Genomic DNA, 25709 nt, shown 5'->3' on the forward strand with positions numbered 1-25709 from the left:
CTATATGTTAGCAATGAATTATCGCGGCCCCTACCGGGTCCGTACCACTGAAAAGCCGATGCCGGAAATCCTGCATCCGGAAGATGCGATCATCCGCGTCACGCGATCCTGCATTTGCGGATCTGACCTTCATTTGTATCACGGTATGGTGCCTGATACACGCGTGGGTTCCACCTTCGGACATGAATTTACTGGAATAGTCGAAGAGGTTGGCCCCCTGGTCCAAAAGTTAAAAGTTGGCGACCAGGTGCTGGTGCCTTTTAACATTGCATGTGGCAGGTGCAATTTTTGCAAGCAGGGGCTTTTCGGCAACTGCCATGAGTCTAATCCGATGGCAACAGCGGTGGGCGGGATATTTGGGTATTCCCATACTGCCGGTGGATTCGACGGGGGACAGGCAGAATACGTGAGAGTACCCTATGCTGATGTCGGGCCGACAGTGATTCCTGCTGATATGGATCCTGATGATGCTGTCTTGCTTACTGATGTAGTACCCACTGGCTATCAAGCTGCAGAAATGGGCGGTATCAAAGAAGGAGACACCGTGGTCATTTTTGGTGCCGGACCGATTGGGATAATGGCAGCTCGATGTGCCTGGTTTTTTGGTCCCTCGAGAGTGATCATCATCGACCACGTTGATTACAGGCTGGAATTTGCGAAGAACTACGCCAAATGCGAGGCCTATAATTTCAAGGACATGGAAGATCCGGTCGTATTTCTGAAGAAAACGACAGACTGGTATGGGGCGGATGTCTGCATTGACTGTGTAGGTTGCGAGGCCGAAGGAAATACGCTGCAGACTTTCAGTGGCCGGGTAATGCTGATGCAGGCAGGATCGGGAACTGCGCTGCAATGGGCGATCAATTCAGTGAAAAAAGGTGGAATTGTGTCTGTTGTAGGTGTTTATGGGCCACCATTTAATTTGATTCCGATTGGCAATGTCGTCAACAAGGGCATTACGCTCCGGGCAAACCAGGCTTCAGTAAAAAGGCTGTTGCCCAAACTCATTGAACATGTTCAGTCCGGCAGACTCAATCCTAAAGGTCTGATTACACATCGGGTACCTCTGGAAGAGGTTGCTGATGCATACCGGCTTTTTTCTTCGAAACTAGACAATTGCATCAAAACTGTACTTATACCTTCAGCAAAACATTAAAATCATGAAAAATAATCAATTCAATTATAAGGATATTCCGGGATGGGGCATGGATGCCGATCCGGAAAACGAACCGAACTACCCGATGAAGAATTATACCGGGGATGACCACCAACGGATCAACTATGCGCGAGCGGATCAGCAGCCCATTGATATGGAAGTCCTGATGTCGAATGAACGTCCCGCAATGACCCGGGTGTATGGTACTTCGGTTCCACCCACAGGCTTGAGTGGCATGGTCAGGCGCTATGCCTTCAAACATAGTGAAGACCGTTACCGGCACTGGATTCCACTTATTTTGGCTGACCGCATTAATGTAGTGGAGGGGCTCATTGAAGACATCGGCCAGGGACACTTCCCGAACATTGCGGCCGAAAGGGGCTGGAAAGTTGAATGGAAGCACAATCCTAAAGGTATGGCAACTAAGGTGATTGTGGCCGCTGGGTTGGGCCTGCTGTTGTACCTATCCCTACGATCCAAAAAGAAAAAAAGCTGGAAAGCCTCATTGTTCAAATGATCAGTAGCATGCCCGGTACTTCCGGGCATGTCTATCTGATTGAATCTGATTTTATTTGGACAGGTAATAGTAGAACCGATTTACGCCGGTTTTGCCTGGGAAAGATTGGCATCAGAAGTAGGGTGCGCGTTATACGTATAATGCTGGCGATTTTTACCCGATTTAAATTTTCATTAAACCAAGCATTCCGGAGCTTGTTATGGCTGTAAATCATTTCCTATGAAAACCCAGAAAGAAAAATTAAGTCCCCTGGTTAAAAAACCTGGGAGTACCGTTGAGACCAAACAATTGAACCAGGCAGAGGAGCAGTTGACTTCGGCCAAGCGGCCCAAACCAGCTCAGCGACCAAATTATTTGCTACAGTTGTTGTAGTACACTCAGAAACCTAATTGGCGACAAGCCGTTAACAAATTTGTAACATACTATGAAAATTCAAGTTCAAAAAATCAAAAGCATCTCAGCAGTTCTGTTGGGTCAGGGCCTATTATCACTATTGCTCGTTGCAGGCTGTGCTTCTCCGGAATCCAGGGCAGAAAAAACCATTGATACCACAACCAGCACCCAAGCCGATGCTGCCGGTACAGACACGCTGACCAATACTGGCAGTATGTCTGGAAGCAATGGAACAGGGACAGATACGACTGATACCAAGCGTCAAAAGGCTAGCCGTCAGGAAGGTAACAATTAACCCTGAATGACCATCGGGAACATTCATACCGTCATCGTTGAGACACCAAAAGGTAAAGGCGCAAAATTTGATTTTGATCCGGCCTCAGGCTTATTTAAATTAAAAAAAGTGATGCCAGCCGGTATGGTTTTTCCTTTTGACTTTGGATTCATTCCGGGAACCAGGGGTGGGGACGGAGATCCTTTGGATGTGCTCCTGATTTCGGAAATAGAAACCTTCAGTGGCTGCGTTGTAGACTGCCGAATTATTGGAGCGTTGAAAGTGTTACAGCAGGGGCGTGATGGGCAGCGCATGCGTAATGATCGTCTGCTTGCTATACCGCTGGTTTCCAGTGTATATTCGCACGTAAATTCGATTGGGGAACTGCCGATACATCTCCTGGCACAAATTGAAGCTTTCTTCTTCGCCTATAATGAACAAGCCGGTAAAAAATTCGAAGTTCTGAGCAGAATTGGCCTGAAGGCAGCTTTGAAACTTGTTGAACAGGCCAGAGTTACCGACCAGCCCAGCCTGCTGATCCAATTATTGCTTCCGTTACAGGATGAAAATGGCGAAGTCTTTCCTGCTAGTCATTACGCTAAAGTTCATGAAAAACTGATAGAAAAATTTGGAGGCTTGACGGTTTATCAGCGTAATCCAGCTGAAGGCTATTGGAAAAATGAATCCAAAACAATAAAAGAAGCCATGCTGGTCCATGAAGTCCTGTCCGGGCCAATTGAAGAAGAGTTTTGGAAGAAGTTGAAAACCTCGCTCATGAGACAGTTCCGCCAGGAGGACATCCTAATCACCTGCAGCCCTATCAGTAAAATTTAACACAAAATATACACGTATATGAAGACCCAGTTTGCTTACCAGGTATCTCACGAACAGTTTAGGCCAAGCGACTTGATTGGATTTGCACAGCTGGCAGAAACCGTAGGCTTTGATGCCGTCGGCTCCTCTGACCATTTTCATCCCTGGAGCGAGCGGCAGGGACAAAGTGGATTTTCCTTTGCCTGGCTCGGTGCAGCAATGCAAGTAACCTCGATTCCCTATAGCATGGTTTGTGCACCTGGCCAACGCTACCATCCGGCGGTCGTTGCACAGGCACTGGCGACCATTGCTGAGATGTTCCCCGGGAGATTTGACATTGCCTTGGGTAGTGGCGAGGCCTTAAACGAGAACATTACCGGGGATAAATGGCCGGATAAAGCTAGCCGAAACCAACGGCTACTGGAATCCGCAGGTGTCATCTGCAAGCTGCTGGGAGGCGAGACGGTGACGCAAACCGGTCTGGTCAATGTAGAAACTGCGAAGCTTTACACTTTACCCGAAAAAACGCCGAGAATATTCTGTGCAGCTGTTAGTAAGGAAACAGCCGCCTGGGCAGGTAGCTGGGCGGAGGGGCTGATCACTGTACACCGGCCTCATGAGGAACTCAAGGAAGTAGTTGATGCTTTCCGTGACTCGGGTGGAGCAGGTAAACCCGTTCATTTGAAGGTGCAGTTGTCTTATGATTTAGATGATGAGAAGGCTTTGCAAGGAGCATACGACCAATGGCGTACCAATATCTTTCAAGGTACTGTTCTGGGAGATCTGCCCACAACTTCGCATTTTGACGCAGCTGCGGAATTTGTAAAACCCGAAGACCTAAAAAGCATGGTACGGATTTCAGCTAATTTACAGCGCCACATCAGTTGGTTGAAAAAAGATATGGAGCTAGGCTTTGAACGGATCATCCTACATAATGTCAACCGCTCGCAGGAACGATTTATCCGGGATTTCGGGGATATGGTCCTGCCTGCGCTACGCTAATTGAACAGGGTTACCAGACTGATACCTAATTAAAATCCTGACTTACGAAAACTAAAAGCCGATTTAGCGGTTCAAAGCATAAACATACCCTTGGAACTTTTGATTTTAGTCATCTTTATTTTTCTGATCAGCCGCCTGGCTGTGTCTGTATACAACTATCATTCTAATCCCCGGCTTTCTGTCAAACAAAATGCCGGATCTGAATTGGTTTCCATCCTCATACCTGCCAGAAATGAGGCGGCCAACTTGCCCATAATTCTGAATTCCATACTTCGAACACAAGGTGTTCGCTATGAAGTTATTGTGATGGACGATCATTCTGAGGATGGGACATACCGTATTGCTTCTGAGTATGCCTCTAGGCACGCCACAATTCGGGTACTAAAGAGCAAAGCCCTCAAAGCGGGTTGGACGGGTAAGAATTATTCCTGTGGACAATTGGCCGAGGCTGCCCGAGGCGAATATTTGCTGTTCGTCGACGCTGACGTATGTTTAGATCCCCTTTTGCTGTCCAGTGCTTTATATCGTTTAAAGGATCAGGACCTGTCTTTATTATCTTTGTTTAGCAAACAAAATATGCTGAGCCTGGGAGAACGCAGTACGGTCCCCTTAATGCATTATTTGCTGTTGACTTTACTGCCGCTGAAGCTGATACTTAAGCACCCTTTTGCCATCTTTTCAGCTGCCTGCGGGCAGTTTATGTTATTTAAGGCAGCTGAATACCGACGTTACCGCTGGCATGAACGTCTTCGAGGGCGGGTTGCCGAAGACCTGGGTATCATGAAGGCGGTTAAAGAGATGGGCTTGAGAGGAGAGGCACTCATGTCCAATGGTTTGATCAGCTGTCGGATGTACCGCTCTTTTGGCGAGGCCATTATGGGCTTCAGTAAAAATTTTATCGCCCCATTTGATTACCGGTTAAGCTTATTTATTCCCTTTGTATGCCTGCTGTTGCTGGGCCCACTGCTTGTCATTTATCAGGGAGATCATTTTCAGATCTTTTCAATGTTATTGTTCATTTCAATGATCCGTATTTATACCTCAAAGCTTGCCGGGGAAGACTGGCGGAGCAATGTGATGTTACATCCGCTCCAGATGCTGAGTTTCATGGTGATCAGCGGCATGGCGGTGCAGCAATATCTCTTCAAATCTTCGAACTGGAAAGGGAGAATTGTCGCGTCCCTACCGGTCAGTGATTGAATTTTTGCTAAGAGGAACCCTCAATGGTTCTGTTCTTTTTCGGGCCGGATGATTAACCTCAGGGTTGGGTCGTTGGTGGCGAAGCTCCAGAACCAGTTAAAAGCTAGCTTCAGTTTATTTCTAAAGCCGGCAATCGGTATGATGTGAATGAACAGCCATACCAGCCAGGCAAAAAAGCCTTTAAAAAAGCCTTTTGGCAGATCAACTACAGCCTTGTACTTAGCGATGATCGCCATGGATCCTTTGTCTTTGTAACGGAACGGCCGCATCGTTTTGTTCTCAGTAAGCTGCATTAGGTTTTCAGCCAGCAATGTCCCTTGTTGAATGGCCACCTGGGCCAGTTGAGGATGCCCTTGTGGAAATTTAGGATCGCCTTCCTGGATACAAACATCTCCTATAGCAAATACATTGTACAGACCTGGGAGCCTGTTGAATTCATCTACTTTAATCCTTCGTCCCTTTGCCGTGCTGTCCGCGGGCAGGCCGGGCGCTTCTCTGGCAATCACGCCCGAAGTCCAGATCAGTGTGGCGCTTGGAATACTTTCGCCATTGCTAAAGATCACCTGTTGATCCACATAATCTTTTACGGCTGTATTTAGCATGATCGTGACGCCGAGCCCCTGTAACACTTTGGCAGCTTCTTGCTGGGATTTTTCGCTCATCGGTGTAAGCAAACGGTCCAAGGCATCGACCAGGTAAATTTTACCCAGGCCTTTCCTTGCTGCTGTGGGATAATCTTTTTTTACAATGTTGCCACCCATTTCCGCGAGCATGCCGGCAATCTCCACGCCTGTCGGTCCGCCACCGGCAATCACAATATTACCAAGCCGCTCACGCTCGGAAGGATCTTCGCTACCCGCAGCCTCTTCCAGCCTCAATAAAACATGGTTGCGGAGTTCCAGCGCATCGTCAATGGATTTCATAGGTAGTGCTGCGCGCTTTACATTGTCCATTCCGAAGTAATTGGTTTCTGTACCCATGGCCAGTACCAGGAAATCGTAACTCAGTTCCGCTTTGTCAGTTTCTATTGAATTCCTGTGCGGATGAATCTGTTTCAGTTTACCCATGTGGAAGTTGAAATGAGTTTTAGACTGAAACATCCGACGAAAGGGGTAGCTGATGTTGGACGCTTCAATGAAAGCGGTAGAAACCTGATAAAGGAGCGGGGGAAAGAAATGGTAATTGTTCTGATCCACCAGTGTAATTTCATAACCAGGTTTATCTTCCAGCTTTTTTGCCAGATTCAGTCCGGCGAAGCCTCCACCCACGATGACAATTTTTGTTAAGGCCATTAGAATAGGATTACAGTTTAAAAAATAAAGCACCCAATCGGGGTGCTTTAAAGATTTACTTCATTGGTGGACGCATAGTGGTATCACGTTTGGTCGTGTCCCTTTTGCTGTCCTTCTTTTTGTCTCTCTTTTTGTCGGACTTGTCTTTGTGTTTTTTAGTTGTGTCCTGACGCGTTTTTGTTGTGTCTTGCCTTTCCTGGAAAGGACTCGCAGCTACTGTCAGGCTAAAACCTGCAAGCAGCATGATCATCATTAGTTTTTTCATAGGTATGATATTTTAATCTTAATTAATAGGCTAACATCTTTAACGATCAGTGGTTTTGGATTTTTTAATTTCGCTTAACACCGATTATTTACCCGTTTCCATATCAGGAGCATCAACTGGTTTAGATTCCGGAGAGCCTTTCTGCCGAAGGTAGATGGTCAGGAAAACGATTGCAAAAACTGAGAGAAATTCACTCTGCCAGTTTTGAAAAGTTTCGAACCAGAATTCAGATTGTCCCAGGTAGCCCAATACGGTATCTGTCGGCAAAGACCTGGCACTTTGCTCCACATTATGGTTTTGCCAGCTGCCATAGAGGTGCAATCCCCAGCTGGCAAAGAACAGGATGCCGAAAGCTATGGAAAGGGAATGTTGGTAGATTTTTAATATCCAACCCCCACGTCGGACTGCCCATGGAGCATCCGGACCAGGAGATGGTTCACGATCTACCTCTTCCGATTCATCCAGGCTCTTAGATTCAGCAGATCCGATCTGTCTGAGGGAAACCGTCAGCAAGACATATAAAGCCATTTGCAGGAATTCACTTTCAAAGTTCTCGAATGTGGCTGATATGAAATGTCCGCTTTGAAGGTACGTCCCAATTCCAATTTCCGGCTGGTTATCATCTTTTAGATCCTGGTTGTGTTTGTTCCAGCCAGTTAAGGCTTGCGCGCTCAGGGTTACCAGGAACAAAGTGAAAAAGACCAGGCTTAAGCCGTTCCGGTAGAGGAAAGACTTGGATTGGCGACCAGGTTTCATATGCTTTCCGATCTTCCAATGTTATTGCGTTCACTGGCACTGAAAACCGGCTGAAAGGAAACACTCGAACTCCGTGCGGCGACTAATGCACCGGTATCGGGCTTTTTATTTTGTTGTTTTTTAGAGGATGATTTTTTACGTGGCATAACAGGTATATTTTAAGGATAAACATAAGTACTCAGCTCCAGTGGCTGATGACTAAAGAATCTGCAAGTGCGGTCGAATCTGAAGGTAGATGATATCGCTTCGTTTCGGCTGGCAAAGGCAATAGAGTACGCTCATTGCAATGTCTTCCGCTTTGAGCATTTTTAAGGCTTCGATTTCCGCCGGTTGATCTTCCGGGGACACTTCGATCATGTCCGAACCTACCAGTCCGGGCTCAATCAGCGAAACTTTAATGCCTAACTCATTGACTTCCTTTCGTAAGGCTTCAGAAAAGCCCTGAATCCCTGCCTTTGTGGCAACATAAACCGAGCTGTCCTTACCGCGTTCATCCGCACTGATCGAACCAATGTTTATAATGTGGCCATTCCGATTAGGCTTCATGCGTTTCACTGCTTCGTGGACACAGGCCATATATCCTAGCAAGTTGGTGTCCGTTACATATTTCCAGTCTTTATATGAACCGGAAGTTACACTGTCAAAAGCCAGCGCTGCGTTGTTGACTAAAATATCAAGGCGATCCAGGTAGGCATCTGTCTGTTCAAAGATATTCCGGATCCCTTCTTCCGTGGCCACGTCGGCTATAAATCCGAAAGGGCGCTGTGCAGGCCCGAGCGCGTTGATCGCTTCCAGGGCGTCTGCTAATTCCGCTTCATGGCGCCCGAAGATAGCAACCCTCGCCCCCTGGGCAGCAAGCAGGATTGCAATTGCCCTTCCAATCCCGGTGGTTCCCCCTGTAATTAGCACATTTTTTCCTTGAATGGTTTCCGGTAAATATTCCTTTAAGTTTTCCATAGGTAGATGATTTTTAAAGCAAAATAAACTGAATGATAAAACAGCTGAAGCCAGGAACTGTTTGTTGTTCCTGGCTTGAAAAGCTTGACAACATAGCTGTTCGGGTATTTCGCCAGGATTTTGCGTATTTACCGCATAAGCAGCAAGTTATCGAAATTTTGATCATCGAAAACAAATCTCTTTGCAGATGGTTGATGATACCAGAAAAACAAAAACCTATGAAAAAATTACTTTATGCAATCGCAATCTCGGGAGCTGTAATCGGCTTCCAGAGTTGCAGTAACAGTTCAAAAAATGCAGAGGAATCCGCAGATACCTCCGCTATGGCTACTGACACGATGATCTCAGACGATCCGGCTCAGGTAAGCACGCAAAGCCCTGACACTGCTTTTACGAATAAAGCGGCCATCGGTGGCATGGCAGAAGTAGAATTTGGCAAATTGGCTATGGAGAAAGGAAGCCATGCCAAAGTAAAAGAATTTGCTTCGATGATGGTCAAAGATCACAGCAAAGCAAATGAAGAACTAAAGACCATCGCTGCCGCTAAAAGCATTATGTTACCAACTGCGATGGATGCCATGCACCAGGCAAAGTATGAGGAGCTCAAATCTAAATCGGGCGCTGACTTTGACAAAGCCTACACGGCTGCAATGGTAGAAGGTCATCAGAAAACATTGGCGCTGATGGAAGAAGGCAGCAAAAACCTGGGAGATGCTGAGTTGAAAGGCTTTGCGGCTAAAACTGCGCCGGTGGTAAAGCATCATTTGGAGATGATCAATGCCATCCAGGCTCAATTGAAATAAACTTCCGAAATCAAACACCAATAATGATGTTGACAGAAGAAGTCAACTTTTCATCGGTACGATGAACTTTCCCATTGTGGTAAAAATGAAGGCCAGTACACGTAAGATTTATCTTATTGCTACTGGTCGCATTTTTGCGAGCTTACTGGCTGCATAAGGTTCAGGGGACCTGGAAAGCCGTTGTGTCGATTCTTGCTAATGTGCAGCTAATTTCGTCTATTTGAACTGATGGATCAGGGTTTTGAGCAACTTAAACATTATATTGGACTGGTGCAGCCTCTTTCGGAAAAGGACTGGCTGGGTTTCGCGGCAATTTGGGAGCCTTATCAGGCAAAGAGGAAAGAGATGCTTACGGTGAGGGGCCAAACGGAACGTTACCTTTATTTCGTGCTGGAGGGTGCTCAACGGGTTTTTTATCTGGATGCAGAAGGTCGTGAAGCGACGCTGGTCTTTACTTACGCTCCCTCTTTTGGTGGTGTTCTGGATGCGATGCTCCAGCAGGAGCCTTCAAGCTACTATTACGAGACCTTAACCACCTCCCGTTTTCTACGCTGCCCATTTTCAGCTTTATTGGAGCTTCAGAAAAGCCATCCTGCAATCCAGGAATTTGTATTGAAATCGTTAACCAGGGCCTTTGCCGGTTTATTGACGCGCATGGCGCAGCTTCAATGTTTTAGCGCTCAGGAAAAATTTCAGGCTCTGTTTCAAAGAAGTCCGCAGTTGCTGAATCAGGTGCCCCATAAATACCTCGCCAATTACCTGGGTATTGATGCAAGCAACTTCAGCAAGTTCCTTAACAACCAGCACATCTGAAAAATCATGGAAAATACCAACATGATATTCCGGGCAAATTGGCAATTTGCGTTCCATGAATGCTAATCAAATATCGGATGTCGCTGTCTATTTCAATGAACTATACCAGGGCCTGGAAAAACAGTTGGAACAAGCAGAGCGAGTGTATCGGCAGCTGCCTACGGCAGCGCTGGAAAAGCCATCAGTGACTCAAGGTTGGAATATTGTCCAATGCCTGGATCACCTCAACAGTTATTACCAGCATTACTTGCCCCGCATTGCGCCGGCTGCTGAAAATCCGGATCAGCATATCGGTATGGTTAAAAGTGGCTGGCTGGGTAAATACCTCTGTAAAATGATTGATCCGGACAGGGGACCAAAGAGGTACAAAGCGATGAAAAAACATCATCCGGCACGCAAGCTGGATAACATTGAGGTAATTGAAGAATTCATCCGGCACAGCCGTGAGCTGAAAAGCCTGCTGGAAAAATTAGCGACAAAAAACATCAACTGCATCCGCATTCAATCCTCAATTCATCCTTGGATCAGTCTGCGTTTGAGTGATACACTCAGCTTTCTTGTCCTGCACAACGAGCGCCACATTCGCCAGGGCAACAGGAATCTAGCCTCGAATTAAAATTTAAATAATTTGCGTGTATTGACATGGTCAATCCTCAAGTCTGAGCTAAACCGAATTCCCTTTCATAGATGCATGCAGCCCTTCGTTATTTATTATTTCCAAGTTATTCATCTTTAGCTTAGGCGTTTTATTGAGCACCTGTACGAAAAATCAGCCATCCGGGCCAATGCCGGAACAGCAGCCGGCCCGTTTGAAAAGTATCTTTACGCTCTATCCCAAGGGATATATGATTCTAACGGTGTATAGCTACGATAAGCAGGTCAGGTATATCAGGAACAGATCAAAGTTGAGACGACCGGCTTATTTTTGCGAATGATTTTACACCAAAAAGTTCGACAAAATATTAACCTTCAGAGAGGTTTGTTGAGTTAAGGTCAATCAATTGTAAACCTGGCTGCACCCTAAATCTGTCTAACTTATTTCTTCGTTTACTAAACAAAAGGGAGCGCTATGCAGTGAATGTTACCTAACATAAAACACATACACAAATGAAAAAGCAAGTAATATTAATGATTGCAGGATTAAGTGCAATGCTTTCTTCCTGCTCTTCCTACAACTATTATTCGGTTAGCAACAAACCGCTGAGCGGGTACCAGAGCTATGCCTGGATTCCGGAGGGAAAATCCAAAGCATCTAAGATTTATGACAATGACATCGCTACCGACAGGATTGTTGAAGCTACGGCTAAACAACTCGAAAGCCGTGGCTTGGTGCTGGACAATAAAAAACCGGATCTATTGGTACGTTACACAGCGGTGGTCAATACGGAGGTGAAAAAAGTGAATGAACCCGTGTATTATAATGCGCCGGCACGGTTCAGTCCGAGACTGGGTTACTACCGGGGCAGGTCTTTTCTGTATTATTCTTATTGGAACCCGCTTCCGGTTTATGTCGGCAGTGAAATGAGAAATGTTCGGGTGAAGGAAGGCAGCGTCATGCTGGACCTGATTGACCGGAAAACTTCAAAAGTAATCTGGAGGGGCTGGGCGGAAGGTGAAATTACCAACCCTGAAAAGGCGCTGAATGAATTGCCAAAGGTGGTGGAGAATATTTTTAAGAAACTTCCGGGACAGGCCCTGGCTGCACGTTAATCTAACCAACACACCATAATTAATTAATTTTTTAAGGGCGGGTTTCCCGGAAGGGGCCTGCCTTTTTTTTCTTTGATTGCGTATTTCTGCGAGGCCCGCGTATTTAATGTGTTAGACCGGTTTAACTACCTGTTTTTAAGTGCTTGGCAAAATAAAGAGAACAAATGCGGGTTCCGACGCTTATTGATAGTGGGCAATGCAGCCCAAATAAATTCAAAGCGATGAACAGCAACGGTAATGGTAACGAAGATCAGATCAGGCAGGATGAGGATGCCCAGGTGAAAAAGAATGTTGAGCCCCAGAGCGGCTTTAGCGATGAGGAGGGCGATGAGCAGGACGATCCGGAGGTCATTGATGACGACACGCTGGAGGAGCAGATGGATGGCTCAGACGCTGACAGGGATTCCGGGCTGACAGAAGAGGATAACATGCAAGAAGAAGTGGAAGGCTCAGATGCAGATCAGGATTCCGGGGGAGCAGCTTCAGTAAAACCCGGGCAGGATTTATAAGCATGATGCGGAATTAGCGCATTAGCAAAGCAGGTTTTGTCTTCCATTCAGGTAATGGTACCCGAATTTCTTTTTGTATCGGGATTCGATAACAATAGCCTATAGCCCTATGGTACACAGAGGGTGTTGATTAAGAGGAGAGGGGGGAACAAAGGGATGTGTGTTCTCCCTTTTTTGTGCCTTGACAATTCGGGAGATGTACAAAACTTAAACTGTTCGCAGCAACCCCCAGACCGGAGCATAGCGTAAGCGGATGAAGATGAAATTGTCGCACTTCCTGACCTGGGTCAGCTAACCCTGCAATTTTAAATTTCCAAAACAAAGGAGGCTGGTTTATGTTTCGTTATTTCAGCGCTGGGTCCTCTCAGCCGGCCAAATAGACAAACAGTTAAATGAAAAAACGCATTTGTGTCCTCGAGGACAATGAGGAAATCCTCGATATCGTTCGTATCATCCTGGAAGATGAGAATTATGAAGTGTATGGTTTTGGAACGGTCTCCCAATTTATCAGCAGTTTCAGGATGCTTGAACCTGCGCTCTGCCTGCTGGATGTGATGCTTCCCGACGGCAACGGGCTGGAAGTCTGTGATTCCATTAAGAATTCACCTGACACCAGTGATATTCCCGTTATCGTAATGACGGCCAATACGCAGATCGCTAAAATGCGGGAGCGCTCAACCGCGGACGATTTCATTGCCAAACCTTTTGATATCAACGACCTGGCAGGCAGGATCAATCAGCTCGTGAATAGAAACAATCAAGCCCAAACCGCATAACACGCTTGTATGGGTAGCCTGAACCGACTTAGTGAAAAAAAACTTTTGGAGATCTTATGCCGGTCTGAAAACCCGTTAGCGGTCTATACCGGAGGGGAGATCCTGATTGAATTCGCGAATTCTGCAATGCTGGCAGCCTGGGGCAGGGGCCCTGAGGTGGTCGGAAAGACGCTGTCTGGAGCCTTGCCGGAAATTTCTGACCAGCCCTTTGTAGAGATGTTGCAAGAGGTATGGAATACTGGGATCGATAATGTGGGTGAGGCCATTCCTGCGGAATTATTTGTGGACGGAAAACTCCAGCTGTATTATTTTGATTATGCCTACCTGGCCATCAAAGATGAAAAGGATGAGGTGTACGCGATCATGCATACAGCCAAAGATGTGACCGAAAAGGTTTATAACGAGGAAGCCCTGGAAAAAGCAAGGGAAAAGGAAGCACTCCTTCTGCGGGAGCAGGCATTGAATGAGGAGCTGGCTGCCTCCAACGAGGATTTGTTTGCCACCAATGAGGAACTTCAGACCGTGCAGGAGAATCTCAATTCCCTGAATGCTGAACTGGAAGCCCGGGTGGAAAAACGGACTGCAGCTTTGAAACAGTCGGAGAGCAGGCTTCGTTATCTATTGTCGGATGCACCAATTGCGATTGCCGTTTTCCAGGGAAGGGAACTCATTATCGAATCGGTCAATAAAAAAGTACTGGAGGCCTGGGGCAAGTCAGCAGATATTGTTGGCAAGCCGCTTCATGTTGCCGTCCCTGAATTGGTTGGCCAGGAGTTTTTGGGGATTTTAGACCAGGTATACACCTCCGGGGAGCCTTTTTACGGATATGAGGTCAAGGCAATGCTGGAACAGAATGGAAAACTGGAAGAAGTATATTCTAATTTTGTCTACCAGCCTTTGAAGAATGAGGATGGTGAAACACAGGGCATCATGCTGACTGCCAGTGTGGTTTCTGAGCAGGTAGCCGCCAGGCACCGGGTTCAGCAGCTCAATGAGGAGCTGACGGTGATCAATGAAGAGCTCAGTGAATCTCAGGAACGCCTGCTTGCCGTCAACAGGGATCTGCGGGCAAGTGAAGGGCGCCTGGATAAGATCCTCAGTGAACTTCCGGCCCCGATTGTGGTCTTAATGGGACCAAATCAGATCGTTGCCACGACCAATGAGGCGCTGTTGAGATTTTGGGACCGTACCAAAGAAGAGGTATTGGGCAGGCCGATGCTGGAGATCTTTCCAGAGCTGGTCAATCAGCCCTTTCCTGGACTCTGGAAAAAAGTCCTGGAAACCGGAGAGCAGGTGATCAACCGGGAAGGCCAGGTCATTTTCAAAGATAAAATCACGGGTAAGGATAAGCCTTTTTATGTGGATTATTACTACCAGGCTTTAACAGATATCAACGGCAACCGTATTGGTGTACTGGCCACTGTGCTGGATGTGACCGATAAGGTACGGTCCAGAATGCAGATCGAGGAAGCTGAGTCGCAGCTTCGCCTGGCCATTGAATCCTCCGAACTGGGCACCTGGAACATGGATGTGCTGACGGGGGAGTTCGTTCCATCCGCAAGGCTGAAACAGATTTTTGGCTTCTATACAGATGAAGATATGCCTTATACTGCGGCAACCGATCAGATCCTGGAAGAATACAGGGAGGAGGTCATCAGGGCAGTCGATGAGGCCATCATGAATGGAAGCAGTTATGAAATGGAATACCCGATTAAGGGTTTCAGGGACGGGGTGATCAGGTGGGTAAGGGCGACCGGAAAAGTGTATGGGAAAAACGAGATCAGTAATTCCCCAAATTTTACAGGCACCGTACAGGACATCACCCAGCGGAAACTGGAGGAACAGCGTAAAGACGATTTTCTGAGCATTGCCAGCCACGAACTAAAAACTCCGATCACTTCGCTGAAAGGTTCCATTCAACTGTTGACCCGGTACCGCGACAATCTAGACAATCCACGCGTGCCACGTCTGGTTGACCAGGCCAGCGTGAGTGTAGAAAAAATTACCAATCTGCTGGACGATCTGCTGAACACGACCCGAACGAACGAAGGGCAGCTTCATTTGAACTATAAAACTTTTAGGATCTGGGCCATGCTGGATGCTTGTTGTGCGCATATTCGCATGGGGGACAAACATGAGTTGATCATTCAGGGACCGCCTGAGCTGGAAATCGAAGCGGATGAAGCGCGAATAGATCAGGTTGTGGTGAACTTTGTGAACAATGCCGCGAAATATGCTCCGGGCAGCAAAGAGATTTATCTGATCATTGAAGATTTAGAAAATGAGGTCAAAATATCCGTCAGGGACAGCGGTCCCGGCGTGCCTGCTGATAAGATGGCGCACCTGTTTGAAAGGTACTACCGTGCGGACTACAGTGGTGCTCAGTATTCAGGGCTTGGTCTGGGACTGTACATCAGTTCGGAAATTATTAAGCGGCATGGTGGCCAAATCGGAGTGGAAAGCGAGTTGGGAAGGGGCAGCACGTTCTGGTTTACCCTTCCTAAAAGACACTGACCGTGGTTGACGCCCGGTAATCATGAAATGCCCGGGAGTCAATCAAAGTGACTTGATGCCGACTTTCATTTCTTTAATGGCTATTTCTGCCTGCTTTTGCTTTTCAGATAGTCGGCAATTTGTTCCACTGCGTTACTGCAGCAAGCCCGGGCCGCCGTTTTTTAAAGATTCTGGTTTTGTGTCAAGTTTTTGAGACCAATACGTGAGCTGCGTGTGTTCAGAAAAGTCGATCAGCTGTGCGGAATGCGCGTTTGTGAAACTGTTCATATCAATTTGTTAGGTAAGAGATAACAATCCTGGTTTAGAAAAAGTTTTTAAGTCAAATACAATGCTTTTTCATACGAACGAGTTCATACGAATTCCACCATATGAATAAGGAAATATGCTAGCAGGCGGGTTGGAATGAAAATCGATATTGCCCCTGCGACTCAGAATTAAAAAAGGAGCAGGAATTTGGGTCACTGTTCGTGGTTGATGTTTGGTTGGGCGGTTCTTAAGAACTAGCAGGCATTTTTTTAAAGATATCACTCAGGACTTTCGGGATTTCATAATAGGCCGGAATATTCAAGTTGAAGTTGTTGTTATTGGAAGGTTTGGTTTTTGGAAGTTGTAGTCTGATGCCTCCATGATTCGACCGAATCCCGCTGAGCTCCCGGACTTAGGAAAGCACAGCTGCAGTCTCTGATTACAAAAGAGCTAAACGGGATAACTTTTTTGATGTTAATTTGGTTTATTAATCATGTCTGCAAAAATATTGATTGTCGTTACCCATCCGGATCTGGAAAATTCCAAGGTTCATAAGCGCTGGATCGCGGAGCTGGGAAAATTTCCTGATAAATATGTTGTCCATAACCTGCATGCAGTCTATCCGGATGCCCGGATCGATGTAGAAAGGGAGCAGCGGCTTTTGGAATCCCATGATACGATCGTCTTTCAATTTCCTATTTTCTGGTTCAATTGTCCGCCCCTGTTCAAAACGTGGCTTGATGAGGTGTTGACTGAAGGCTGGGCTTTCGGTGAGCAGGGCAATTTCAAACTCATGGGTAAGAAAATCTCATTTGCTGTGAGTGCGGGAATTTCGGAAGAGGGATATCAGCCCGAGGGTAGATACAAATACACCATGAACCAGTTATTGGCACCTTTCCAGTTGACTGTAGAATACGTACGGGCAGATTACCGTCCGCCCTTTATTCTTTACGGCCTGGAATTTCAGGGAACCGCCGGGCGGATTGAACAAAGCGCCGTTGAATACCGGGATTATCTGGATTTATTGGGAACTTAATTATCACTGACGGCATACAAAGCTGCTTTATCGTCTTAAAAATGATCAGTTTTGGCCGCAATTGATTAAAGCCTTCTTCAAAATCATTGCTGAATGTGTACGCAGCAGATAATATTCCCAGACCAAAATCAAAAAACTTTTTTTTTCGCAGGATGTTCGTTTAGGTACAGTTACCATATGAACAGCAAAAGGCTGTTGTGAAGGATAATATAAACCTTTAAAATTACGATCATGAATGAAGATAATAAGATGAACCGCCGAAAGGCGATCGGTGGTCTGGGCATGGGCATTGCAGCACTTGCGGCATCGCCGGTGTTTGGCAGCACAGGTAATACGACCGGTGGGTCTGCATTACAACTTTCACTGGAAGATCCAACGACAAAATATCCCAGACCTCCTTTTAAGGAGCAGTCACAGCCCTGGCCGGGTCTGGCGGGGAAAATGGAACCCAGACCTGATCACGGGGAGACGAGCTATAAAGGTTCGGGCCGCCTTGCAGGTCGCAAAGCACTCATCACTGGTGGTGATTCCGGAATGGGCAGGGCTGCTGCCATTGCCTATGCCCGGGAGGGTGCAGACGTGGCGATCAACTACCTTCCCGATGAAGAGGCAGATGCAAAAGAGGTCATCGATCTGATCAAAAAAGCCGGACGTAAAGCTGTAGCCATTCCGGGGGATCTGCGAGACGAAGCGTTTTGCAGAAAACTGGTGGAGGAAGCCGTTAAGCAGCTTGGGGGATTGGACATCCTGGTGAACAACGCCGCCAGGCAGCAAACGCATAAATCTATTTTGGACATCAGTAATGAGCAGTTTGACTGGACCATGAAAACCAATATATACGCCCCTTTCTGGCTGACAAAAGCTGCCCTGCCACATCTTAAGCCTGGTTCATCCATCATTTCGACCACTTCTGAGCAGGCAAACGATCCTTCTGCAGAACTGTTTGATTATGCCCAGACTAAAGCTGCCAATACAAGCTTTGTACGTTCGCTGGCAAAACAGCTCGGGCCAAAGGGTATCCGTGTCAATGGCGTCGCACCTGGTCCAATCTGGACACCTCTGCAGGTAAGTGGTGGTGCAACGATGGAAAAGCTGAAAGGCTTTGGGGGGGACACGCCACTGGGAAGACCGGGACAGCCTGTGGAGCTTGCCTCTATCTATGTCCAGCTGGCTGCAAGCGACGCCAGCTATGCCAATGGCCAGGTATACGGCGCTATGGGCGGGGGAGGACAACCTTAAGTCATTTCATCTCATGAAAGTTCATTCCCTGCCGCACGCTGTGCGCAGGGAATGAATATAAACAGCATAAACCTATGGATACAAAACCAATTTCTCCGAAAGCACATGCGCTGATCGATTATGCCCTGGCAGGTAGCCTGCTGATTTTACCCAGAGTGTTGGGAATGAATAAAAAGGTGAAAAAGATCTACAATACCGAGGCGTTGGTACCTTTGCCCTATATTGCCATGACCAGGCAGCCTCTGGCTATAAAGAAGCTTATTCCTTTCAAGACTCATGGAAAAATTGATCCGTTTAACATTGCACAGTTTGCCCTGCAAAGTTTATTGCCGGCATTTAGGAAATCTAGAAAAGAATTGATCTTCAATATCGCTTTTACCTGCGTTGCCGGCGCGACAGTACTGCTCACCAACTGGAACCAGAAAAGCTAGCAAGAGCAGGTTTAAGAAAATTTTTCATCAAGGATAAATCTCCAGTTGAGGCGGGGCTGTGTTTGTTAATTCCATAAAAATTTTTTTCTCATCATTTTGTCTAACCGCTGATCAAACGGGGTACTTGACTTTTTTTAATTCAGAGGAAAATTCGATGAATTAAAACACAGATACTTTGAAAACCTTACAACCCTTGGTTTTATTTGATTTACTTTGAAAACAACCAAAATTTAGGTGTGTTAGGGTAGCTGAAAAACTATCATCTACCAATTATGAAAACTAAATTATTTATTGCTATGGCCATTGCAGGACTGTTCAGTCTGGAGGCCTGCCAGTCCGGTAAAACCGGTTCGGATTCCGCTGACAGCACGATGTCGGCAACTGACACCATGACCAACGACAGCGTCGCTGCTGTAAAACAAATCAAACCTAAGGAACCTGCTCCTGCCTGGGCACCGGGTATTAAACCTGAGATGCAGGCGGTGATGGAGAAGCTGGCAAGTTATGGTGACAAACCCATTCCGGAGCTGACCGCAGTACAGGCCAGAAAAAACCATACACCTACTGATGCGGTGATGGATCTGATGAAGGAAAACAACATTCCAGCGCCGGTAATGAATGTGGACACCATGGGAAAAGACATTCCGGTTTCTGGAGGTAATATACATCTGCGCATGTACACACCGAAGACAGGAGCAAGTACCTTTCCGGTGATTGTTTATTATCACGGAGGAGGTTTTGTGATTGCTAACCTGGATGTGTACGATGCTTCAGCGAAAGCACTGTCTGATCAGACCGGATCGATAGTAGTTTCGGTTGCTTACCGCCTGGCACCTGAACATAAATTCCCGGTAGCGCATAATGACGCCTATGCGGCTTATGAGTGGGTGCTGAAAAATGCAGCTTCCTTTAAGGGAGATCCTAAGCGTGTAGCACTTGCAGGAGAAAGTGCAGGAGGAAACCTGGCGATCAATACTGCAATCAAAGCAAGAGACAATAAACTGATGATTCCTACGGCTATTCTGGCGGTCTACCCTGTTGCAGGATCTGACATGAACACCAAATCCTATCAGGCTAATGCCAAGGCTAAACCTCTGGATAAACCGATGATGATGTGGTTTGTGAAAAACTATTTAAACAGCATGTCCGAAGCTAAGGATCCGCGGATCAACCTGGTGGCTGCCAACCTGAAAGGACTTCCACCGGTGACCATCATTACTGCGGAGATCGACCCGCTGCAGAGTGACGGTATGTTACTGGCAGATAAACTCCGTGCAGCTGGGGTTAAAGTGGACGATAAAAATTATGATGGGGTGACCCATGAATTTTTTGGAATGGGCGCAATTGTTCCACAGGCCAAAGAGGCGCTCTCCTATGGCGCAGGACAGCTCAAATCCGCGTTAAAATAATTATTAAGCCTCTGGTGAAAGGCACCGGGGGCTTGACTTCGCGTCGCGTTGTCTGGCTGCCCCGAGCTGCGATAATGCCCCTTTTCCAGGAGCATTTTTATTTTCCGGCAGGGAATCGTTATGTCGGGATCAAGATTAGGCGATGAAAATGAATTGTCTCTGGATATGACTTTAGCTCCAGTCTTGAAACCATTTCTATGCAGGATTGTTAAAAGTCAGGAAGCCAGAAGATTGATTACTCATGGCCCCTGAATTAATCCTATTGATCACACATGCCTTAAAACCATGAAGATGTACAAGAAGTACTTGACGATTTTGCTGCTGGCTACCATGTTGCTCAGCTGCGAAAAGGATCAGGAGATCCAAAGCGAAACCAACGCCTTTGAAGACAGCGCTGCTGTTGCTTTGACAGATGCGGAAATGGCCGCTACCAAAACAGATGAAGAGAATGAAACTGATTTCAAGACCGATGCAAGGGTACCCCGGGTTTGCGTTTATAAATTTACCGACAGCGACCCAATTATCTTAGATGAAAGCGACGAAGTTAATCAGCGGGCGGTATTGCTTAAAGGCACCAAATGGGCTAATGGCAAAACCCTGAAGGTTTTTTTTATGAATGGAAGTGAATACCTGAGAGGAAAAGTGATGACTTATGCACGTAAGTGGGCCAACCATGCGAACCTGCACTTTGTGGTCACCAAAAAGAAAGCGGAATCTGATATACGCGTCGGGTTTAAAATTAACGGAGACAAAGGTTCATGGTCATATTTTGGAAAGGATGCAGACCGCTATCGTAAAGGCAAGCAGACCATGAATTTCGGATGGTTCAACAGACAAACGGATGAGGCTGAATTGATGCGAACAACAATTCATGAATTTGGACATGCCATTGGGCTAGCGCATGAACATTTGAGCCCGGTCAACACCATCAACTGGGATAAACCCAAAGTCTATGACTACTACATGGGACCACCAAACAACTGGACTAGAAAACAAGTCAACGAACAGGTGTTGAACGCCTACAAGCCCCGAGACGTTCGCAATACCAGATATGATCCGTTATCGATCATGCATTACCCGGTTGATGCCGCATTGACCACAGATGGCCAGTCAGTTGGGGTAAATCTGACCTTGTCTTCTAAAGACAAAACTTTTATCCGCAGAATTTATCCAAAATAATATCGCTGAAAACTTCAGAATAATACTGGCACCGAATTTTATTTGAGGTGCCTAATTGCTTTGCCTTAATTTGCCTCAAGAGCGTTTATATAAAAAGCGGATAGACTTTCATCCGCTTTTTAGCTTTTAATGGTCATTCATACTTGAAAGAGCTGATACAGCTGCCGAATCTACCACTTCCATAATCGGAATGGATTCATAGCGAAGTTGGATTGGCGCAAGGGTTGTCATTTCTAACACCCTAGTCACCCCATTGCGGCAGGATTTTACTGGCGATTCTTCGGAACCCTAAATAATGAAAAGCCTAATTCAACGGTTCGAAAAACATTTTTCATTTAGCCCAATATTCTAAGTGGGGAAAAGCCGCGAAGTTTAAATCATGAAAACAAAATATAGTCATCATGACTCGCGATCTGGGTCTTATGATATCTAATTAGGTTTGGGTTGTATTATCGGGTTTTGGGCATTGCTATTTGGTCTTTTAAAACATATTCTGTGAAGGTAATGGATGTCTGGAGTTGAAGGACCGCCCGGCATAAAAAATTAGACTATAAAAAAATAGACAGACTTGTCTGTTTATGTAATTTTTATTACTACTTTTGCATAAGTAAATTTTGATTTTATGTCATCACCAAAGAAAAGGATTCTAGCGACAGCCTCTGTTCTCTTTGCAAGTCAGGGTTATAACTCCACAGGAATTAATCAAATAATTGCTGAGGCTAATGTCGCCAAGGCAAGTTTTTATCAGCATTTTAAATCAAAGGAGGATTTGTGTGTAGCCTTCCTGGATGCAAGACATGAGTACTGGTTTAATGAATTGTATGATTACATTAAAAAGGCGGAAGGGTTGAAATCCAAGGTCGTTTCATCATTTGATTTTTTGATCCATATGAATGCAAAAGAGAATTTTCGAGGCTGTAGTTTCCTGAATATTTTGTCTGAAATACCTGGTGATAATCTTAAGCTATTAAATCCGATCCAACGACACAAGGAAGATTTAAGGGAGTTCTTTAAATCTCTGATTGCAGATGAGGCTATTTCGGATCACGTTTACCTGCTCTTCGAGAGCTGCATTACGGAAAGTAAAATGTTCAAGTCAAATCAATTAATAGAACGTTCAAAGTCAATTATAAATAACTTAATCAATTAAATCATGGAACAAAAATTTCCCCTACCTCCATATACATTGGAGAGCGCGTTACAAAAAATTCAATTTGCGGAAGATGCCTGGAACTCACAGGATCCTGAGAAAATCTCTAAAGCCTACACTGTTGACAGTGAATGGAGAAACAGAGATCAATTCGTGAATGGAAGAGCAGAAATTGTAGAATTTCTGTCCGATAAATGGAAGAAAGAGTTAAACTATAAACTTAAAAAGGAGTATTGGGCTCATACCGATAATCGCATCGCTGTAAGGTTCGAATATGAGTTCCAGGATTTAGATGGCAACTGGTTTAGGGCGTATGGTAATGAGAATTGGGAGTTTGATGAAAATGGTTTAATGGCCAAGAGATATGCAAGTATTAATAATTTAGCCATCAGTGAAGACCAGCGGAAAATAAAATAGTTTTACCTTCCACTAAATGAAAAAACACAAGCTCCTCAGAAAAGCATCCATCATGTTTATGCTGTCGATCCAAATTATTTTTCTCTTCTCGATCTTTAGAGAAAATCTTCAGTCTACGGGAATTCTCATTTCGATCGCTATCATCAGTATTCTGATACTAGTGGCGTATACGAGTGGGAAAATTCATCATCACGAACATCAGTATGAGCATATTCTGGTTGTATCATGGATTCCGATAGGAGCAGTGACATCTTTTTATCTTAATCATTATTTGGAAATGGGGCCGGTGATTTCTGCTTCTGCCGTTGGGCTAGTAGCTTCTTTTATCCCGAATTTCAAGAAACTATCGACCTACCTTCAACAGCTTCCTAGCGCCATATATTGTGGTGCGTTTATCGGCATGTCTAGTACAAACGTAGCTCCCAACCTGGTTTTTGTCCTTACAGCAAGTTTTTTTACCGCTGTTTTAATTTTAGTTTCGAAAAGTCTATTCTCGGGGGTAGGAGGAAAGCTCGGCACTTTAGCCTTTGCAGGAGTGGTCACTACCTCATTTATCTATTATCTTATTTCAAGATATGCTTAACCTATTAATACTAATCGGCGTGGGGTTTATGGGCGCTATCATTACATTTTATATTAATGAAGAATTGAAACAGGGGCCTGTGCGTTCATCGGCCATGCTATCCCTTTCTGTGGGTTTGCTTCTTAGATTTTCTAACTTCGGTATCGACCCATACCTAATAAAAAATATTCCACTTGTTTGTATTGGTTCTTCGTTTATAGGAATGGTTTCAAATCGCCTAATCAGAAACTATTGGCTCATTGGAGTCGCTGGGATTCTATTTTGCATTATATTTCTGAATGCAAGTAAATTTTTTCAGGGGTATGGCGGTGCCCTGGGCGCATCTGCCTGCATATCGATTCTAGCTATCTTGAGTATCCCAGTCATTACGAAAAAACATCGGCTAACAAATGGTTTTGCATTTTTACGAAAGTCAGTTTTCCTGAGCAGAAATCGGAAAGGCCGCTGAGTCAGATCCACTGCCGCTCCTCACGATTGGGAGGGAGCTTAAAGGCTGTGAGGTAATAAGACCCCATGGAGCAAATACCGGGACGTGGTATTCAATTGAGAGCTGTTGATTTCGCAAAGTTCGGGTGAACAAATCATTTATCAAATAACTGCATTACCGAAGCTCTGTCAATAGATATCAGGTTGACAAATGGCAATGTTTGGATGGTCATAATACTCTCTCTTACTGAACTAGATCATCCAATGTACAGCTAATTTATGAAAACCGGTCCCCTAGATGCAGATTCATCGCCAAATAAATATCTACTCCACAAGCGACAGTTACGCCGAAATGAAAATGCCCTGTGAGGCCTGGCTGGAATTTAAAATTATCGGCTATGAAATACAGCAAACTGCTGTATTTCGACCGCTTGGCATCGCCGGTAGTCTATACTAGTATGCAGTACTGCCTTTTCATTCTATCATCTCTAACGGGATCATCAGGCACATTGCCGACAAGTAAATAAAGACCGACCTATGAACCTGAATGCAAATGACTGCAGATCAAAACCAACCAGCTTCCATATTTGTATTAATAGGTATGAAGATAACGCTCAGTCGCAAAGTGTATATTTATTTTCTGATGCTGCTTGCATTTTCCTTTGTAAGTTGCAGTAACACCGACCAATCTGCTCCAATGTTAGAAAATACTTTGAAGGCAAACGAGCAGCATCCCAGCTACCAGGTGCTGCAGGATGTTGTAAAAAAACAATTGCGATCCTGGATTGCTGATGGAATAGAAGACACCCAGGTATTGACAGAATGTCCGTGGAAAATAGATGAGGCAGTGTTTTTCAATTCGCAGAAAGACCGTGCATACCTGTTGCTGCTCATCCAGGACGACCTGGAAGGTGCAAAACTGGATTATGTTTACGTCATGTATGCTGCCTTGGAAAAAAAACATTGGAATATTTATTTTGCCGGGCTCCCCAACCTGATATTCCCTCGGTCTGGCAACCAGCCTGCAAGCTGGAATGAGCTGTCCCAGATGGCCAGGGCAGAATTGTCGAAGCAATACCTAAATCCGCAGGGTCAAATAAATGACCAGTTTGTAAATCAGGCGTATACTGCAGACCTCAAAGCAAAACAAGCTAAATTTCTTACCAAAAAACTGCATAGATGAGATACTTGATGTTCATTTTGTTTACTGTCATCCACCTTGCCATGGTCTTGAAGATTCCTGAAGGGGCGATGAAATTTAAGTACCTAAAGTATATGGCCATTGCCATTCCAGTTGTGTTTGCCATTGCAGCCCTCAGCGCCCTGGTGATCAAGGCTACAGGTCATGTTCCATCTGCCCATTTTAAAAACACATTTTTCTCTGTTGTGCTCTCTGTGTTGACTGTATTGCTTTTAAACTGTATGATCATCATCGGTGCCTATATGGTAGACAGGGTGCTGGGATTTCACCAGGCGCACAATGCGGGCAACTTAAACAGGTTTCCCGTCAACTTTGTTATGAAGAACCACATCAATATCAAAACAGGGATAAAAATGTTCTTTTTTCTCGGCGCCGTACTGATGTTTTATGGTACATGGCTCGGGAGTAAACCTGGCTCTTCCCCACTTTTGGTGGTCGGAAGAGTTGAAGGTAAAATTGCACAGAAAAATTGCCCTTAAATGGGAACTCTTTGAAAGTAGTTGACTGTAATTTGACTAATGTTCTATTTTACCACCAAAAGCGGGGAGGAAACCTCCACTATACTGTCTTTGTGTTAGTAGAATTTAAATGTGTTTATTCATTTTTGAAATTAATTTATTTCTAAACTGTAACCTATGTTAA

31 protein-coding genes are annotated in these 25709 nt (G+C 45.4%); 25 read left to right on the top strand and 6 right to left on the bottom strand.

Annotation, left to right across the window (positions count from 1 at the left end):
* Positions 1-4: 4 nt before the first annotated feature.
* The 7 genes from WAE59_RS03950 (at position 5) to WAE59_RS03980 (ending at position 5355) form a co-directional block, all read left to right on the top strand.
* Positions 5-1156 (top strand): zinc-dependent alcohol dehydrogenase, encoded by a 1152-nt coding sequence (locus WAE59_RS03950; protein ID WP_337854634.1) that lies wholly within the window; start codon positions 5-7, stop codon positions 1154-1156.
* 4 nt (positions 1157-1160) lie between these two features.
* Positions 1161-1673 (top strand): hypothetical protein, encoded by a 513-nt coding sequence (locus WAE59_RS03955; protein WP_337854635.1) that lies wholly within the window; start codon positions 1161-1163, stop codon positions 1671-1673.
* A 219-nt stretch (positions 1674-1892) separates the two neighbouring features.
* Positions 1893-2045, top strand: a complete 153-nt coding sequence (locus WAE59_RS03960) for a hypothetical protein (protein WP_337854636.1) — start codon at positions 1893-1895, stop codon at positions 2043-2045.
* A gap of 52 nt (positions 2046-2097) precedes the next feature.
* On the top strand, positions 2098-2361 hold the full coding sequence (locus WAE59_RS03965) for a hypothetical protein (protein WP_337854637.1): 264 nt from the start codon (positions 2098-2100) through the stop codon (positions 2359-2361).
* Between the two features lie 6 nt (positions 2362-2367).
* A complete protein-coding gene (locus tag WAE59_RS03970; protein ID WP_337854638.1) occupies positions 2368-3174 on the top strand; it encodes an inorganic diphosphatase in 807 nt (268 codons plus the stop codon).
* An 18-nt stretch (positions 3175-3192) separates the two neighbouring features.
* Complete coding sequence (locus WAE59_RS03975) at positions 3193-4155, top strand: TIGR03885 family FMN-dependent LLM class oxidoreductase (RefSeq protein ID WP_337854639.1); 963 nt, start codon at positions 3193-3195, stop codon at positions 4153-4155.
* 99 nt (positions 4156-4254) lie between these two features.
* Complete coding sequence (locus WAE59_RS03980; RefSeq protein WP_337854640.1) at positions 4255-5355, top strand: glycosyltransferase; 1101 nt, start codon at positions 4255-4257, stop codon at positions 5353-5355.
* Between the two features lie 20 nt (positions 5356-5375).
* Here the strand turns inward: WAE59_RS03980 and WAE59_RS03985 are convergent, their stop codons facing one another.
* From WAE59_RS03985 to WAE59_RS04005, 5 genes are all read right to left on the bottom strand, one after another.
* Positions 5376-6647, bottom strand: a complete 1272-nt coding sequence (locus WAE59_RS03985; RefSeq protein ID WP_337854641.1) for an NAD(P)/FAD-dependent oxidoreductase — start codon at positions 6645-6647, stop codon at positions 5376-5378.
* Between the two features lie 55 nt (positions 6648-6702).
* The gene (locus WAE59_RS03990; RefSeq protein ID WP_337854642.1) at positions 6703-6912 is read right to left on the bottom strand and encodes a hypothetical protein; all 210 of its coding nucleotides are present in this window, start codon (positions 6910-6912) and stop codon (positions 6703-6705) included.
* Positions 6913-6996: 84 nt separating this feature from the next.
* Complete coding sequence (locus tag WAE59_RS03995; RefSeq protein WP_337854643.1) at positions 6997-7668, bottom strand: DUF6766 family protein; 672 nt, start codon at positions 7666-7668, stop codon at positions 6997-6999.
* Positions 7665-7814, bottom strand: a complete 150-nt coding sequence (locus WAE59_RS04000) for a hypothetical protein (protein ID WP_337854644.1) — start codon at positions 7812-7814, stop codon at positions 7665-7667. Before WAE59_RS04000 ends, WAE59_RS03995 begins: the two co-directional genes overlap by 4 nt.
* A gap of 52 nt (positions 7815-7866) precedes the next feature.
* Complete coding sequence (locus WAE59_RS04005) at positions 7867-8625, bottom strand: SDR family oxidoreductase (RefSeq protein ID WP_337854645.1); 759 nt, start codon at positions 8623-8625, stop codon at positions 7867-7869.
* A 218-nt stretch (positions 8626-8843) separates the two neighbouring features.
* Between WAE59_RS04005 and WAE59_RS04010 the strand changes: the two genes are divergently transcribed.
* The 7 genes from WAE59_RS04010 (at position 8844) to WAE59_RS04040 (ending at position 15750) form a co-directional block, all read left to right on the top strand.
* A complete protein-coding gene (locus WAE59_RS04010) occupies positions 8844-9428 on the top strand; it encodes a DUF4142 domain-containing protein (RefSeq protein WP_337854646.1) in 585 nt (194 codons plus the stop codon).
* Positions 9429-9656: 228 nt separating this feature from the next.
* Complete coding sequence (locus tag WAE59_RS04015) at positions 9657-10241, top strand: Crp/Fnr family transcriptional regulator (protein ID WP_337854647.1); 585 nt, start codon at positions 9657-9659, stop codon at positions 10239-10241.
* 55 nt (positions 10242-10296) lie between these two features.
* Positions 10297-10857, top strand: a complete 561-nt coding sequence (locus WAE59_RS04020; protein WP_337854648.1) for a DinB family protein — start codon at positions 10297-10299, stop codon at positions 10855-10857.
* A gap of 491 nt (positions 10858-11348) precedes the next feature.
* A complete protein-coding gene (locus WAE59_RS04025) occupies positions 11349-11951 on the top strand; it encodes a DUF4136 domain-containing protein (protein ID WP_337854649.1) in 603 nt (200 codons plus the stop codon).
* Positions 11952-12172: 221 nt separating this feature from the next.
* Positions 12173-12460 (top strand): hypothetical protein, encoded by a 288-nt coding sequence (locus tag WAE59_RS04030; protein WP_337854650.1) that lies wholly within the window; start codon positions 12173-12175, stop codon positions 12458-12460.
* Between the two features lie 392 nt (positions 12461-12852).
* A complete protein-coding gene (locus WAE59_RS04035) occupies positions 12853-13236 on the top strand; it encodes a response regulator transcription factor (RefSeq protein ID WP_337854651.1) in 384 nt (127 codons plus the stop codon).
* Positions 13237-13245: 9 nt separating this feature from the next.
* Positions 13246-15750: an ATP-binding protein gene (locus WAE59_RS04040; protein ID WP_337854652.1), complete on the top strand. Its 2505-nt coding sequence runs from the start codon at positions 13246-13248 to the stop codon at positions 15748-15750.
* Positions 15751-15882: 132 nt separating this feature from the next.
* On the opposite strand, the gene WAE59_RS04045 is transcribed toward WAE59_RS04040, so the two are convergent.
* Positions 15883-16017 carry a hypothetical protein gene (locus WAE59_RS04045; RefSeq protein ID WP_337854653.1) on the bottom strand — a complete coding sequence of 45 codons (135 nt, stop codon included), beginning with the start codon at positions 16015-16017 and terminating at the stop codon, positions 15883-15885.
* 472 nt (positions 16018-16489) lie between these two features.
* On the opposite strand from WAE59_RS04045, the gene WAE59_RS04050 reads away from it, so the two are divergent.
* The 11 genes from WAE59_RS04050 to WAE59_RS04100 all read left to right on the top strand — a co-directional run bounded on the left by WAE59_RS04050 (position 16490) and on the right by WAE59_RS04100 (position 25546).
* Complete coding sequence (locus tag WAE59_RS04050) at positions 16490-17032, top strand: NAD(P)H-dependent oxidoreductase (protein ID WP_337854654.1); 543 nt, start codon at positions 16490-16492, stop codon at positions 17030-17032.
* 231 nt (positions 17033-17263) lie between these two features.
* Positions 17264-18271, top strand: coding sequence for an SDR family oxidoreductase (locus WAE59_RS04055; protein ID WP_337854655.1), 1008 nt, complete (start codon positions 17264-17266; stop codon positions 18269-18271).
* Positions 18272-18345: 74 nt separating this feature from the next.
* Positions 18346-18702, top strand: coding sequence for a hypothetical protein (locus WAE59_RS04060; RefSeq protein ID WP_337854656.1), 357 nt, complete (start codon positions 18346-18348; stop codon positions 18700-18702).
* Between the two features lie 272 nt (positions 18703-18974).
* Positions 18975-20111, top strand: a complete 1137-nt coding sequence (locus WAE59_RS04065) for an alpha/beta hydrolase (RefSeq protein ID WP_337854657.1) — start codon at positions 18975-18977, stop codon at positions 20109-20111.
* Between the two features lie 291 nt (positions 20112-20402).
* A complete protein-coding gene (locus WAE59_RS04070) occupies positions 20403-21290 on the top strand; it encodes a M12 family metallopeptidase (RefSeq protein WP_337854658.1) in 888 nt (295 codons plus the stop codon).
* 622 nt (positions 21291-21912) lie between these two features.
* Positions 21913-22440 carry a TetR/AcrR family transcriptional regulator gene (locus tag WAE59_RS04075; RefSeq protein WP_337854659.1) on the top strand — a complete coding sequence of 176 codons (528 nt, stop codon included), beginning with the start codon at positions 21913-21915 and terminating at the stop codon, positions 22438-22440.
* 3 nt (positions 22441-22443) lie between these two features.
* On the top strand, positions 22444-22857 hold the full coding sequence (locus tag WAE59_RS04080) for a nuclear transport factor 2 family protein (protein WP_337854660.1): 414 nt from the start codon (positions 22444-22446) through the stop codon (positions 22855-22857).
* A gap of 16 nt (positions 22858-22873) precedes the next feature.
* Positions 22874-23440, top strand: coding sequence for a hypothetical protein (locus WAE59_RS04085; RefSeq protein WP_337854661.1), 567 nt, complete (start codon positions 22874-22876; stop codon positions 23438-23440).
* A complete protein-coding gene (locus WAE59_RS04090) occupies positions 23433-23888 on the top strand; it encodes a hypothetical protein (RefSeq protein ID WP_337854662.1) in 456 nt (151 codons plus the stop codon). The genes WAE59_RS04085 and WAE59_RS04090 overlap by 8 nt, the downstream gene beginning before the upstream one ends.
* Before the next feature lie 579 nt (positions 23889-24467).
* Entirely contained in the window at positions 24468-25049 is a 582-nt protein-coding gene (locus WAE59_RS04095) for a hypothetical protein (RefSeq protein ID WP_337854663.1), read from the top strand.
* The gene (locus WAE59_RS04100; protein WP_337854664.1) at positions 25046-25546 is read left to right on the top strand and encodes a hypothetical protein; all 501 of its coding nucleotides are present in this window, start codon (positions 25046-25048) and stop codon (positions 25544-25546) included. Before WAE59_RS04095 ends, WAE59_RS04100 begins: the two co-directional genes overlap by 4 nt.
* Positions 25547-25709 lie beyond the last annotated feature (163 nt).

Origin of the sequence: Pedobacter sp. GR22-6 (assembly GCF_037402555.1) — a bacterium.
Lineage (GTDB): Bacteria > Bacteroidota > Bacteroidia > Sphingobacteriales > Sphingobacteriaceae > Pedobacter.

Coding starts and splice junctions, on each gene's coding strand:
- WAE59_RS04080 (WP_337854660.1), top strand. CDS start 22,444: ATGGAACAAAAATTTCCCCTACCTCCATATACATTGGAGAGCGCGTTA.
- WAE59_RS04000 (WP_337854644.1), bottom strand. CDS start 7,814: ATGCCACGTAAAAAATCATCCTCTAAAAAACAACAAAATAAAAAGCCC.
- WAE59_RS04100 (WP_337854664.1), top strand. CDS start 25,046: ATGAGATACTTGATGTTCATTTTGTTTACTGTCATCCACCTTGCCATG.
- WAE59_RS04015 (WP_337854647.1), top strand. CDS start 9,657: ATGGATCAGGGTTTTGAGCAACTTAAACATTATATTGGACTGGTGCAG.
- WAE59_RS03960 (WP_337854636.1), top strand. CDS start 1,893: ATGAAAACCCAGAAAGAAAAATTAAGTCCCCTGGTTAAAAAACCTGGG.
- WAE59_RS03950 (WP_337854634.1), top strand. CDS start 5: ATGTTAGCAATGAATTATCGCGGCCCCTACCGGGTCCGTACCACTGAA.
- WAE59_RS04005 (WP_337854645.1), bottom strand. CDS start 8,625: ATGGAAAACTTAAAGGAATATTTACCGGAAACCATTCAAGGAAAAAAT.
- WAE59_RS04060 (WP_337854656.1), top strand. CDS start 18,346: ATGGATACAAAACCAATTTCTCCGAAAGCACATGCGCTGATCGATTAT.
- WAE59_RS04085 (WP_337854661.1), top strand. CDS start 22,874: ATGAAAAAACACAAGCTCCTCAGAAAAGCATCCATCATGTTTATGCTG.
- WAE59_RS04035 (WP_337854651.1), top strand. CDS start 12,853: ATGAAAAAACGCATTTGTGTCCTCGAGGACAATGAGGAAATCCTCGAT.
- WAE59_RS04095 (WP_337854663.1), top strand. CDS start 24,468: ATGAAGATAACGCTCAGTCGCAAAGTGTATATTTATTTTCTGATGCTG.
- WAE59_RS03965 (WP_337854637.1), top strand. CDS start 2,098: ATGAAAATTCAAGTTCAAAAAATCAAAAGCATCTCAGCAGTTCTGTTG.
- WAE59_RS04070 (WP_337854658.1), top strand. CDS start 20,403: ATGTACAAGAAGTACTTGACGATTTTGCTGCTGGCTACCATGTTGCTC.
- WAE59_RS04010 (WP_337854646.1), top strand. CDS start 8,844: ATGAAAAAATTACTTTATGCAATCGCAATCTCGGGAGCTGTAATCGGC.
- WAE59_RS04040 (WP_337854652.1), top strand. CDS start 13,246: ATGGGTAGCCTGAACCGACTTAGTGAAAAAAAACTTTTGGAGATCTTA.
- WAE59_RS04065 (WP_337854657.1), top strand. CDS start 18,975: ATGAAAACTAAATTATTTATTGCTATGGCCATTGCAGGACTGTTCAGT.
- WAE59_RS04030 (WP_337854650.1), top strand. CDS start 12,173: ATGAACAGCAACGGTAATGGTAACGAAGATCAGATCAGGCAGGATGAG.
- WAE59_RS03955 (WP_337854635.1), top strand. CDS start 1,161: ATGAAAAATAATCAATTCAATTATAAGGATATTCCGGGATGGGGCATG.
- WAE59_RS03990 (WP_337854642.1), bottom strand. CDS start 6,912: ATGAAAAAACTAATGATGATCATGCTGCTTGCAGGTTTTAGCCTGACA.
- WAE59_RS04075 (WP_337854659.1), top strand. CDS start 21,913: ATGTCATCACCAAAGAAAAGGATTCTAGCGACAGCCTCTGTTCTCTTT.
- WAE59_RS03995 (WP_337854643.1), bottom strand. CDS start 7,668: ATGAAACCTGGTCGCCAATCCAAGTCTTTCCTCTACCGGAACGGCTTA.
- WAE59_RS03970 (WP_337854638.1), top strand. CDS start 2,368: ATGACCATCGGGAACATTCATACCGTCATCGTTGAGACACCAAAAGGT.
- WAE59_RS04055 (WP_337854655.1), top strand. CDS start 17,264: ATGAATGAAGATAATAAGATGAACCGCCGAAAGGCGATCGGTGGTCTG.
- WAE59_RS04090 (WP_337854662.1), top strand. CDS start 23,433: ATGCTTAACCTATTAATACTAATCGGCGTGGGGTTTATGGGCGCTATC.
- WAE59_RS04020 (WP_337854648.1), top strand. CDS start 10,297: ATGAATGCTAATCAAATATCGGATGTCGCTGTCTATTTCAATGAACTA.
- WAE59_RS04025 (WP_337854649.1), top strand. CDS start 11,349: ATGAAAAAGCAAGTAATATTAATGATTGCAGGATTAAGTGCAATGCTT.
- WAE59_RS04050 (WP_337854654.1), top strand. CDS start 16,490: ATGTCTGCAAAAATATTGATTGTCGTTACCCATCCGGATCTGGAAAAT.
- WAE59_RS03985 (WP_337854641.1), bottom strand. CDS start 6,647: ATGGCCTTAACAAAAATTGTCATCGTGGGTGGAGGCTTCGCCGGACTG.
- WAE59_RS04045 (WP_337854653.1), bottom strand. CDS start 16,017: ATGAACAGTTTCACAAACGCGCATTCCGCACAGCTGATCGACTTTTCT.
- WAE59_RS03975 (WP_337854639.1), top strand. CDS start 3,193: ATGAAGACCCAGTTTGCTTACCAGGTATCTCACGAACAGTTTAGGCCA.